Annotated in this window: 6 protein-coding genes; all 6 read right to left on the bottom strand. The window is 37.4% G+C overall.

Annotation, left to right across the window (positions count from 1 at the left end):
• Positions 1 to 915: 915 nt before the first annotated feature.
• The 6 genes from ACRD62_RS17310 to xyl3A all read right to left on the bottom strand — a co-directional run bounded on the left by ACRD62_RS17310 (position 916) and on the right by xyl3A (position 13,171).
• Entirely contained in the window at positions 916 to 2,553 is a 1,638-nt protein-coding gene (locus tag ACRD62_RS17310) for an alpha-L-fucosidase (RefSeq protein WP_430821364.1), read from the bottom strand.
• Positions 2,554 to 2,831: 278 nt separating this feature from the next.
• A complete protein-coding gene (locus ACRD62_RS17315; protein ID WP_212216914.1) occupies positions 2,832 to 3,395 on the bottom strand; it encodes a DUF3237 domain-containing protein in 564 nt (187 codons plus the stop codon).
• Between the two features lie 137 nt (positions 3,396 to 3,532).
• Positions 3,533 to 5,995 (bottom strand): glycoside hydrolase family 31 protein, encoded by a 2,463-nt coding sequence (locus ACRD62_RS17320; RefSeq protein WP_430821365.1) that lies wholly within the window; start codon positions 5,993 to 5,995, stop codon positions 3,533 to 3,535.
• 30 nt (positions 5,996 to 6,025) lie between these two features.
• Positions 6,026 to 8,458: a glycoside hydrolase family 95 protein gene (locus tag ACRD62_RS17325; protein WP_430821366.1), complete on the bottom strand. Its 2,433-nt coding sequence runs from the start codon at positions 8,456 to 8,458 to the stop codon at positions 6,026 to 6,028.
• 150 nt (positions 8,459 to 8,608) lie between these two features.
• A complete protein-coding gene (locus ACRD62_RS17330) occupies positions 8,609 to 10,537 on the bottom strand; it encodes a glycoside hydrolase family 97 protein (protein ID WP_430821367.1) in 1,929 nt (642 codons plus the stop codon).
• Between the two features lie 36 nt (positions 10,538 to 10,573).
• The gene (xyl3A, locus tag ACRD62_RS17335) at positions 10,574 to 13,171 is read right to left on the bottom strand and encodes a xylan 1,4-beta-xylosidase (RefSeq protein WP_430821368.1); all 2,598 of its coding nucleotides are present in this window, start codon (positions 13,169 to 13,171) and stop codon (positions 10,574 to 10,576) included.
• Positions 13,172 to 13,195: the final 24 nt, after the last annotated feature.

Here is a 13,195-nt window from a genome sequence, read left to right on the forward strand (position 1 = left end):
CAATTCAAATCGTCACGCTATTAAAAATCGCTACAAGTACGACTAACAAAGAATTTCAAAGATCGTTTTTTAATCTTAATCGCCCACTAGTGATTGGATATAATTATTAAGATTTTAGATAATAGAGCCATAACGTTAATAGATCGCTTATAGGAAGGATATCCTACATATTGAAAAACATTGACCAAATAAGCTTTTAGAAGATTGTATAGATATTGAAGACTAAAAGCAGAAGGTCAATCACATACAAAATGAACACGGAGTTATATGAAAAGAGTGTGGTTATCCACCATATTATTGATTCAAAACAAAAATTCTTTTGAGTATCCGTAAGCCTATCACATTTGAAATGATAAAGTGGTTTGTATAAATTATAATTTATACACTAACAACTATTTATAAATAAGTATATACATTTATATGCAACAAAGAGTTATTTGTATAAAAAATACATCGAAGTATAACAGTGTTTTATAAAATGAGAACTGTGATAAGAAAAAGGGGGATAGTAAAAATAAGATAGACAAAATTTACGAATTAATAAGACTTAATAATTAAAAAACATAAAGTATTCCAACACTTAACACCATAATTTAGATGAGTCATTTTATTTAATCACAAAATTATTAACTATTTATAATTTCATTAAAACATGTTTCATTCAGACTTTTTGCATTTTTTTACAAGTATCTTGAGCAAAAACTGATTCTGCAAAATAATGATAAACACTTAAGTCTTCCTTATTGATTTAACATTATAATTACTATATAAAGCATCCATTAGGATACTTATCTTAGCTCAAATTCCTATTTTTTTTCTGTGAAATACAGGACTGGTTGAATCCCGATTAAGTCCCGAGCTGAAATCCGGTATTGAATTTCAATAAGCATTCACAAACAAAATTTGATAATAAAACTATTTGAAACTTATCTTAAAAACAACAGCAATATTATAGGGACAATTCTCTGGTTTTCGAATAACGAGAGAATCATTCGCTTGACTCCATGAGAGTTTTTCATCGATGCCCAACATCTCAATCTTTTTTATTTTCTGTTTTACATTTTCCTTGGCTAATGAAGTAATGACTATATCTTCAGTAGGTATTCCAAGAATTGTTGCATACAGAATTTTTCCTTTCTGATTAAACCTTATATCTTTTGCAGAAAATTTAATTTTTCCTTCATTAAATCCCTGGGCATTAATTGGATTATCCTGATCGGCTACTGGTCCTTCTCCAAATTTTTTCCATGGACGTGTATCGTAAATGCTTTCTTTGTTGATATCCATCCAGTCAGCAATACCTTCAAGTATTTCAACTTCTTTTTCGTCAATGGTACCATCGCCACGAACAGGAATATTTAAAAGCAAATTTCCGTTTTTACTGACAATATCAACTAACATGTGAATAACTGTTTTTGCTGATTTGTACCAGTTATGATCGTATGTTGACCTGTTATAATGCCAATCACCAATACAGGTACATGTTTGCCAGGCATCAGCCTGTATCTTATCGGGTGCACCCCTTTCCACATCCCATATCATACATTTCTTCTGGTCATCGGTCAGTACTTTTCCAAACAAAACGGCTTCAAGATTCCCATCGTGAGTAGCCATATTGTGATTGTAATAGTGGGCCGCAATTTGAAGTCCTGCATCACTGATCGGATAAAGAGGAAGTGCTGTATCATCGAAGTATAACAAATCAGGGTTATACTGATTAATCAGGTCCATAGTACGGTTATAAAATTTGTCACAATAATCCTGAGAAGGAATAGAAGCCTCATTTCTCCATGCCCATTGACTATGAATACGACCTACGTCTTCACTGCCTTCACTTAAAGGATGATTTTGAGAATACAATTCCTGAGGATCCAATCCTTCCCACCAGGTTCCTTTCCCATCTTCTTTTGTAAGCTTACCATCATAAGATATGCCTTCCCACTTTCCTTTTTTATCCGAACGCTGAGATGTTTCCATCCACGTCCAGGCATGTGCAGCATGAACACTTAATCCCAGAGGAAGATCATATTTTTTAGCTGCTTTGGCCCATTCACTAATAATATCCTGTTTGGGACCAACACGCGTTGTATTCCATTCCTGATATTTACTATTCCACATATCCAGATTATCGTGGTGATTAGCCATTGCAAAGAAATATTGAGCACCTGCGCGTTTGTAAAGAGCCACTAATTTTTCAGGGTCCCAATTTTCGGCTTTCCAGTCGTGAATAACCTCTTTAAATCCAACTTTTGAGGGATGCCCATAGTTCTCTAAATGCCAATTATATTGTCTACTACCTTCATCATACATAAATCGGGCATACCAGTCGCCTTGCTCCGGTTGACATTGTGGTCCCCAATGTGCCCATATACCAAATTTGGCATTTCGAAACCATTCAGGCACCTCGTATTGCTGTAACGACTCCCAAGTTGGCTCAAATTTACCAGTCTTAATCGGCTCATTACCTGTATTTACAAGCACCTGATTATCCGACTGTGCCATTAGATTCAAATTAAGTAGAACAGCTATAATTATTAACCCTATATTTTTCATATTTATGACTTTAACTTTAGTTCAATAAAAGAACCTGATAACTAACAAAAAAGAAATGAGTATTTTATTGACTTATACATTTGATATTTAAATACATAAACTCAGTTCTAATGGAAGGTAAAATTATTGATATTTACTATTTAGTTGATAAATTTTGTAAAAAAATTCAACAATCCCCCAAAAGACATATTCTAATCTAAAGCTCTTCAATAAAAAGAAGAAATTAAAAGTTTAATATTAAACTAACAATGATAATTAATATCAAATTTGACCTTAAACTATAGTACTTTATAAACGCCAATTACAACATAAGGCTCTTCGTTTGGCTCTATTTGCGGGATTTCGAGCGTTCCTATAAAGACAGCATGGTTTAAATTGTCGTAAATACTTTCAGAAGGAGCTTCAATGTCAACCACAGATTTCACATAAAAACCACCTTCATCATCTTTGGCTGGCTTATGCATTAAGGCTTTGTTTGCAATGCGAATAATTATACCATCTTCAGTTTGAAGCAAATATCGCGCATTAAGTTCTGTATCACCATCAGGACGTACTAGCTGCCAGTCTTCACCATATGGTAAAACTTCGCCGTTAATATTTGGCCCTCTAAATGTACCACCGATAATGGGAATCATATGCCTTGAACCTCGTTTACTCTCTCCAACATTAATCGTTTTTCCGATCTTGACCTTAGCCTTCCACATCAGTTCCATTTTAAAATCGAGATAAATGCTATCTCCTTTTTCCGTTTCAGGACTTTGGGCAAAAGTATTCCTGGAAATGAATAAGAATAGCAGAATTACAGCTACTACTATACTATTTAGTTTAGAGGTCGAGTTCATATTATTAATCTGAATGTATTAAAATGAAAGACATTAGCCTTCGTAAATACCTAAAACATTGTAATTTCAATCAACCTGAAACATGTTCAGGTTGATTAAAATACAGCAGAAAGTCATTATTTTTTAGTTTTATCTTATTACAATTTGACGACAACTTCTTCACCTGAATAATGAACTACTTTATTCAATGTGCCAACATTTTTGTCTTTAGATGCAAGTACAATGTTGAATGTTCTTTCAGTGAGCATGCCAGGGAATTCACCCTTACGTTCACCAATGGTTAGTGTTTTCTCAGCATCATTCCACTCAAAAGGAATAGTTGAATATACACCTTTTTCGTAGTTATAATTATCGTTTTCGTCTTCATAAAAAGTAAATTCACCATCGGCATCTGCGTAAATGCGGATTTCTAAATTATCCCAATTCGTCTCGGTTGCGTATTGAACTTTCGGACCAATAGGGAGAATACTTCCGGCTTTTACATACAACGGTATTGTATTTATGGTGGTTTCTTTTGAAATTTCCTGACCTCCATCAAACTTTTCATTTGTCCAGAAATCATACCAGGTTGTTCCTTTCGGTAGATAAACAGTGGAGGATTTCGTTTTTGTAAAATCAACTACCGGATAACCCTCTTTAGTTCTTGCACCTCCTTTGTTCCAACCTGTTACTTCATCAATCTTCACCATTTTCTCAGGAGTATAATGGGCTGACAGCACCGGTGCTACAAGAAGCGACTGGCCAAACATATACTCGTTGTTCATGTCCCATACTTTCTTATCTGACGGAAAATCCATTACTAAAGCACGCATAAAACTGTTATTGGCATTGGTAACATTCCACGAAGTAGTATAAATATATGGCAACAATAAATAACGCAGGTTGATGGCACTTGCAATGGCATCGTATATTGGCTCGCCTTGTTTACCAAAATAGTAGATCTCCCGTTTCATTTCGGTTCCGTGCGAACGCATCATTGGGGTAAATACCCCATATTGCATCCAGCGTACATACAACTCCTGGAATAGTGGATTTTTCGAAGCTGTTCCGTCATTCCACGATTTATTGTAAGCACCTGCAAAAAAACCACCGATATCGGTATTGAAATTCGGATTTCCGGTCAGGGTAAAATTCAGTCCGGCCGGAACTTGATTCCGCAAGGCATCCCATGAGGAGCCAAGGTCTCCAGACCAAACATTACAACCATAGCGTTGTTGACCTGCAAAACCAGAACGTGTTAAAATAAATACCCTTTTATCAGAAGAGGCTTTGCGCTGATGATCGTAAACACCTCCAACAGTTGCAAGTGGGAATGCATTGCGCACTTTGCGGAAAGAGCCCAGATAGGTTTTATTATCATAATCTTCTGGTTTAATATCCATGTGGTCTGGTTCTGTCGAATCCATCCACCAACCATCAACTCCCAACGAGAAAAGCCCTTCACTCAAATATTTCCAATAAATATCTCGGGCCTCGGGATTATAAGGATCGTAGACCTGCACTCCGGATGGATAATTCATATCCGGAGGCCAACCTTCTTTCCCTGATTGTGGCCATGTTTGAAAATCCATTAACATGTCCTTATCTTTCAAAATTTTATATTGTGGGGTTTTGGGACCAAAAGATGACCAGATTGAAATAATCATGTGTGCATTCAAATTATGAACATCATCGACAAATTTTTGAGGATCTGGAAACCCCGGATTTTTAAAAGACATGCCATTCCAGTGGTAATTATCACCCCAATACTGCCAGTCCTGAATAATACCGTCTAACGGAACACCTAACTCACGGTATTTTTTAACTACTCCAACAGTTTCTTCCTGAGTTTTGTAACGCTCGCGACTTTGCCAAAAACCATAAGTCCAAAGAGGAAACATAGGTACTTTTCCGGTCAGGTTGCGCATTTCAGCAACCACTCCATCAGCATTTCCGCCATACATAAAATAATAATCAATACAATCGCCAACTTCTGAAGCGAATTCGGTACCCGATTCATCGTCTGTAAAATCAGTTGGTGAATAGTTATCCCAAAATAGACCGTACCCTTTTACCGATTGAAAAAATGTAGAAAAATCCCAGGTGTTATTCTGAACCATGTGTACTTGTTGGTTGCGTTGAGACATCATCCCATTTTGAAGGATTCCAAGCCCGTAGATTGCCTCGTCTGGGGCCAGGATAAACGATTGCTTAACGGAATATGTTTCATTGCCAGCATCGTTAAATGGCGTGAAAGTTGCACTTGCAGCTTTTTCCAGAAAAAGAGTATCACCATTTGATCCCAGATAGGATGTGCCCCCTGTTTGGGTATCGATCTGTACCATTAATCGTTCGCTTTCCAACAAAATATGTATACCTGATTCTTTTACCTTAAAAGTCACATTTTCTGGCTCTTTAACTACTGAAAGACTTTTCTTTTCAAAAGATTCCCCTGACAGAGATTTGGTGACCCGAACAATGTCAGCTGTATAAAAGTTTACTTCAACTACTATCGAATCAATAGTTGTCTTTATACCAGTTTCTGTCTTGATATACGATTGTGAAGTACAACCTATACCAATCAGAAGAACCAGAATCAGCATTGAGTTAATTACTTTCATATTGTATGAATTAGTATTTTTATTGTAAAGTTAAATTCTATTTTTTAATTCTCCTCTTATGTATACAAAACAATACTTACCACCCACCTTGGTATCAAATCCAATCGTTTTTTCATTGTACTTTAAAGAGCATCTATTACCAATTTTAGAAAAAACTTCCACTTCTGTAAGCTTACCATTCTTCCACTTCATTGAAATTTCAAAACCACCTCTGGCACAAAGTCCGGACACCTGACCGTCAGACCATACATCGGGTAAAGCTGGTAATAAAAGTATCTGTTCTTCATTTGATTGTAATAACATTTCTATCACACCAGCAGCACCACCAAAATTACCATCTATCTGAAAAGGTGGATGAGCATCCAATAAATTGGGATAAGTGCCACCGCCGCCACCATAGTTCACGTTTTCGGCACCATGGGGAGGCACATATGTCAGCAATTCACGGTAAAGCTTATAGGCTCTATTACCATCCCAAAGTCTGGCCCAAAGGTTAATTCGCCAGCCTTTTGACCATCCGGTAGTCTCATCTCCCTTTATTTCGAGGGATTTTCGACAAGCTTTGGCTAATTCAGGTTCAATTAGAGGAGTTATATGATTACCCGGATACAATCCAAACAAGTGGGTCTGGTGGCGGTGCTGAGGTTCAGCATCCTCCCAATCATGATACCATTCCTGCAGATTACCTTTTTTTCCAACCTGATATGGGTATAATTTGGTCAGGACATTATTCATACTATCCCTCAGGGAAGCATCCAGTTTAAGAACTTCAGAAGCTCGGATTGCCTGTTTCAAGCACTCACGAATCATAGCCAAATCACAAGTAGCCCCATAAAGTGTTGCACCTCTGAAACCATCAGGGGTAATATAAGTATTCTCAGGTGATGTGGATGGTGAAGTAATAAGGTATCCATTTTTATCTTCAACCAACCAATCAAGACAGAATTCAGCTGCTCCCTTCATTAGCGGATAGGCATAACTACTTAGAAATTTTTTATCACCCGTATATAAATAATGATCCCAAAGGTGAGTAACTACCCAAGTTCCACTCATATTCCAGCAAGCCCACATGGGATCTCCATAACCAAAGTCTCCAACCGGATTACTCATTGCCCAAATATCAGAATTATGACATGCAGCCCAACCCTTATCAACCCCGTAAAATGTTTTAGCCGTAACTTTACCTGTTTCGGCAAGATTTCCAATAAATTGCAAAAATGGCTGATGCATTTCAGAAAGATTGGCAGCTTCCGCTAACCAATAGTTTTCTTCTACATTAATATTCATTGTATAGTTACTACTCCAGGGCGGACGAATATACGGATTCCAGATACCTTGCAGGTTAGCTGGAACCTGATCAGTACGAGAGCTGGAAATAAGCAAGTACCGTCCATACTGAAAATACAATATTTCCAAACCTTTATCTTCATCTCCCTCAGTATACTTAATTAAGCGCTGATCTGTTGGCAAATCAGGACTATTATAATCACCAAGTTGAAGTTTAACTCTGTTAAAAAACGACTGATAATCCTTTATATGATCTGTCTTTATGGTTTCATACTTTCTTATTGCAGACTGCCTAAGCAATTGCCTAGCAATAGACTGGTTATCTAATCCATGACTAGCTGGATTCTTATCAAAACCATTAAAGCTTGTAGCAGTACAAATGTACAAGATAACCTCATTGGCCTCATTTACCCGAATACCACTATCACTTACAATAACCTCACCACCTTCATTCAAAACGTTGAAATGAGCAGAAAATCTTGTACCACGTTTTTCATCAAAACGAACCGGATTATCGCTGCCCCAATAACTTGGTACAGTATGATACGGAGCATATCCTGATATTTCTAATCCGTTTTGGTTGGCTACAGTCTTATATTTTAACTGGCTATCAAATTTCAGATTGAAATTTAGTGCATTTTTCTTATCTGCTGATAGTTTGATCACCATTACCTTATCGGGATTAGATACCAGATATTCGCGATAATAAGTCACCCCGTCGCACTTATAATTTACTTTAGCAACAGCATTGCTAATATCAAGTTCCCGATAATAGTCTTCAATATCTTTTGGCTTATTAAATTCGAGATACATTGTGCCAAGCGGAGCGTATGATTGTGAAAACTTACCCTGTATTTTTTTATTAAGCTGCTCTGCTAACTTATAATCTTCATTTTCCAAGGCTTTTCTGACAGCAGGAATGTTTTTATAAGCTTCAGGGTTCATATATCTATCCACGGGCTCCCCACTCCACAAAGTAGCATCGTTAAGATGAATCTTATCAGTATGAACCCCACCAAATACTGTTGCTCCTGTTTTGCCATTACCTATAACTAAAGCCTCTTCGAAGTGAACAGCTGGCTTATCGTACCATAGTTTTAAATCGTTATCAATGTTTGAACTATTGCAACCAATCAATAGTATAGTGACTAAGATATTGAGTAAGATCCTTTTCATACATTATATTTTTTGAAGCCATTGAATTCCAATCAAATAATTCAGAGCACCCAGTTAAAACTGTCGCTCTGAATTATACGTTCATTCAATCGTTACTTGATGAAAACTACAATTAAAAATATGACTTGAGGTACTTCATAGCTTTATTAATTAATTTAAGGGGATAATCCTGGCAGCAAAACCACCCCTTCGAAGCATATTTACATTAAGAACCGAATTACTGTCAATTACTAGATGCTTTATAGAAAAAGCTTGATCGTGCTCTCCATCTGAGATTAGTGTTAGTTTGTATGTTTTACCAATTGTTAGGAAATCAAATTGAACAGTTTGATTTTTTTCCTTCGAATCAGAATTAATACTCCCCACATACCAATCATTACCTTTGCGGCGTGCTAAAACGGAAAATTGTCCCGGATAGCCATCCTGCAATTTAGTATCGTCCCAACTACAAGGTACAGTTCTCAGAAAATTTTTAACAGCATAAGGTAATCGGTAATACCCTTCAGGACGATCAGCCAAGTGCTGAATACTGGATTCAAATATCACACTTAAAGCTAATTCATGTCCATAAGAAGTGATATGAGGATATTGTGAATTGGTGAAAGTTACCGGAGTATAATCCATTGAACCGACAACATTTCGCGTAAATGGCAAAGTAGTATTATGTTCAGGTGCTGTTGTAGTAAACTCCGGACCATTATTATACCATTCGGCACCGCGAACTCCCTCATAAGTCATCAGGTGTGGATAAGTTCGCTGCCATCCACGTGGCACAAGACATCCATGAAAATACACCATTATTTCAAAACGGGCTGCATCTTCGAGTATATCCAGGTAATAGTTAATCATATTTTGCTTTTCACTTTCAAAAAAATCAACTTTTACACCTGCAATTCCCATCTCTTTCAGTTTCCTAAACTCAGCCATTCGGTTCTCGTGAGTAAGCATCCTATCCTTAGGAGTTGCACCAACCCATGTATGATCGCCACCAGAATTATACCAAATCAGAGGTTTCAAACCAAGAGAGTGAATATAAGTCAATGCATCATTCAGATCACCTCCATTACTCATTGCATCCCATTCCCAATCGAGTAATGTATAAGGCCATCCCATATCAGCAGCCAAATCAGCAAATTTACATATAACCTGATAGTCTTTGGTGCCATGATTATCCGACCAATAATTCCAGGAAGACAAACCCGGTTTAATCCAGCTTGTATCCTTTATGACTGAAGGAGATGATATGTCATCAATCAGGGTTGATTCAACAATATCGGCCAAACTACCAACAATAATACTTCTCCAGGGGGATTTCCAGGGTAACGTTATTGACGGAGATATGTGGCCTGTACCTCTGCCATTCCAATCATCAGGAAAAGTGAGTTTATAAACATTTCCATCTCCAAAATTTGTTAATTTGGTTCCGCAGTAGTTTCGATCAAGATCTGCTTCATGAATCAGAAACCAACAATCGCTGTCCTGACACTGAAAAAGTGCCGGATAGCACCAATCCTGTTGTATACTGCCATCCATCTGGCAGGAATAAAGCCCTTCGTTTGCCGGATTAAATTTCTCTAACCACCTTTTGGTACTATCTGAAACAGAATAAGCTGTTAATTCATCATTTATAATATAGCTACCTTCTTTATCCGGAAATTCATACCGAAAAGCAACCCCATCATTATAAACTCTTAAAAACAGATTCATTTTCGATTTTTGTGGAGTTACAAAAGTCACAAGTACCTCATTACCTTCATTTGTTCTATTAGAACGCTTTCCGTGCATCGAATGATAGTCTTCATACAAGGTATGTATCTTACTCGTTTTAACCAGTTTTAATTCTTTTGCAAATACCTGATCATTTCGAACCAAACCCAAATCAATGCGGGGAATTATTTCACTATAATTCTCTCCAACAAGATATCCAACTTTTAAATACCATTTACAACAGTCACTTTTTCGGTCATTTATTAATTGAACTTGAATTTTTTTGTCGGGAGAATTAATAACAAATGCACTAGCAGAAGTATTAACAACACCCAGAAGTAGGAAAATAATCAAGGTATTTAAAAGTCTCATCCCTTTACTTAAAAACAGTTAAGTTAATCTGATAACTTATAAAACGGAAATTCTAATTTTCTTTAGATCTTCCTCTTTTGAACTATTTCCATAATAAACTTCGTACTCACCTTTGGTAACTGTCATTTTTCTCTGTGACCAATCGTAGAACTCAAATGATGATGGAGGTAATACTATTTTAGCCTTGATCGTTTGGCCTTTTGCCAGTTCAACCCGTTCATAAGCTCTCAGGCTTTTAAGGGGTCCATCCATATCGTTAACTTTGCGTATATAAACCTGTAAAATCTCAGTTCCACTGCGTTGCCCCACATTGGATACAGGAATTGACAGTTCAACCAATTCATTGGGCTGAATAATGTTTTTGTCGGCTTTAGCCTCTCCAATATTGAATTGAGTATAACTTAAACCAAACCCAAACGGAAACAGAGCTTCAGTTGTATAACGATAGGTTTTTCCTTTCATTGAATAATCCTCGAAATCACCCAGCTTTTCAGAGTCTTCATAGAAAGTTACAGGTAACTTTCCTGAAGGGTTATAATCGCCAAACAACACGTCAGCAACCGCCAGACCACCCGATTCGCCCGGATACCAGGCCTGTAAAATGGCATCGCAACTCTCTGTTTCAGGAGCCAATGCAATAGCCGATCCTGAGCAATTCACGAAAATCACTTTTTTGCCTGCTTCTTTCAAAGCCTTCAGACAATTACGCTGTACTGATGGTAGTTCGATATTTGTTCGGTCTCCACCTTTAAAACCTGGATAATTAACCGGCATTTCTTCTCCTTCAAGGTTACCGGATAATCCTCCAACAAAAATCACATCATCAACTCCTTTTAACTTATTGATCAGGTTTGTATAATCAACATCTATTTCTTTACCAAAGTCAAATTCAATATTAGCCTGCCAGTTATTTGACTGATTATAGAGAATTTGAATTTTATATTTCTGTCCGGCCTCAACCTTAAAAGGTATTCGTGATGCCAACGTTCTCCAGTTGTTATACTTTTTGATTGTTTCTCCATTAACCAATAATTCAAAATAACCTGTTGCGCCACCCTTAAAAACAATTTCTTCACTGACCTTTGGAACGAAATCGGTTTCGTAAATGGCCGAAAAGCCCTCCAACTTTACACCGGATGCAAATTCGTGCTGACCCGCAGTGGTCATTTTAATCGGATTTACAATTTGCTGGGTTGTTACAATATCACCTTCCCGGTTTGGATTATTCCAATAAATTGCTTTAAATCCGGGTTTACCATCAACCGAACACTGACCAAAGTAACTAACGGTTACCTTGTCTTCAACCAGGTCACAAGCTTTATCATATAATATTTTGTCTGCTGCAATTTTTGTTTGTATTCCATCGAGAATAGAAATGGTACGCACAGGAGTACCATTATAATTTCCCCATAACATAGGTTTGTCATTCGCATTAGGACCAATAACAGCTATCTTTTTATGTTTCTTTGACAGAGGTAAAACATTGTTTTTATTCTGCAGAAGAGTCATGCTTTGCCTTGCCATGTCAAGGGCTAGCTGACGATGTTTCTCATTGTTAAGAACTGATGCAGGAATTTGCGCCCAAGGTACAATCGAATCATTATCGAAATCACCAAGATCAAAACGACCAACCAAAACACGCATCAGACTTTTGTCAATATCTTCCTCTTTTATCAAATCACGTTCAACAGCTTCGGGAAGGTTCTTAAATGGGTAATTCTCCCATACGCATTCAACATCGGTACCCGAGAGAACTGCTTTAGAAGCAGCATGAACAGCATCGGAAGATACATTATGAGTCGTAAAGAAGTCGGTTATTGCACCACAATCTGATACAACCAAATATTTGAATCCCCATTCATCACGCAGTATTCTTTGCAACAAACGCGTATTTCCACAGCAAGGTTCATCATCTATTCGTTGATAGGCACACATCACCTGTCTGACATCAGCCTCCTGAACCAAAGCTTTAAAAGCGGGCATATATGTTTCATACAACTCGCGCGGATTAACATTATTCAAATTCAACTCATGACGACTCCATTCGGGACCTGAATGGACAGCATAATGTTTTGCACAAGCCAGCAATTTGCGATATTTTGCATCTTCAGGTCCCTGTAATCCTTTTATTACTGCAACCCCCATGCGTGAAGTAAGGTATGGGTCTTCCCCATAAGTTTCTTGTCCACGCCCCCAGCGAGGGTCACGAAAAATATTAACATTAGGCGTCCAAACCGATAGACTTAAGAAACGTTTATTTTCATTACCGGCTCGTATCCATTGATGATACTTTGCCCTCGCTTCATCCGAAACTGCATCATATATATGGTACAATAATTTATCGTTGAAAGAGGCTGCCATTCCAATGGGCTCCGGAAAAACCGTAACACTATCATTATTCGCATAACCATGCAGAGCTTCGCTCCACCAGTTGAACCGTTTTACTCCGAATTCAGGAATCGGATCTGACTGGTCGCACATCAGGGTTGCCTTTTCTTCAAGTGTCAGTCTGGAAATCAAATCTTTTGCCCGTTCTTCAGAACTCAGGTTGGGATTTTGATATGGAAACTGGGCTTTCACTGACAAAGCAGAGAAAACCATAGCCGCCACTAAAATTCGCCTAATGTAATTCATTGATAATTATTTAAGTACACCTTT

It is taken from the genome of Carboxylicivirga caseinilyticus (assembly GCF_050589785.1).
GTDB classification, from domain to species: domain Bacteria; phylum Bacteroidota; class Bacteroidia; order Bacteroidales; family Marinilabiliaceae; genus Carboxylicivirga; species Carboxylicivirga caseinilyticus.

Bases quoted from the DNA above. Each gene is read 5' to 3' on its own strand.
- ACRD62_RS17320 (WP_430821365.1), bottom strand. From the start codon at position 5,995: ATGAAAGTAATTAACTCAATGCTGATTCTGGTTCTTCTGATTGGTATA.
- ACRD62_RS17325 (WP_430821366.1), bottom strand. From the start codon at position 8,458: ATGAAAAGGATCTTACTCAATATCTTAGTCACTATACTATTGATTGGT.
- ACRD62_RS17310 (WP_430821364.1), bottom strand. From the start codon at position 2,553: ATGAAAAATATAGGGTTAATAATTATAGCTGTTCTACTTAATTTGAAT.
- ACRD62_RS17315 (WP_212216914.1), bottom strand. From the start codon at position 3,395: ATGAACTCGACCTCTAAACTAAATAGTATAGTAGTAGCTGTAATTCTG.
- xyl3A (WP_430821368.1), bottom strand. From the start codon at position 13,171: ATGAATTACATTAGGCGAATTTTAGTGGCGGCTATGGTTTTCTCTGCT.
- ACRD62_RS17330 (WP_430821367.1), bottom strand. From the start codon at position 10,537: ATGAGACTTTTAAATACCTTGATTATTTTCCTACTTCTGGGTGTTGTT.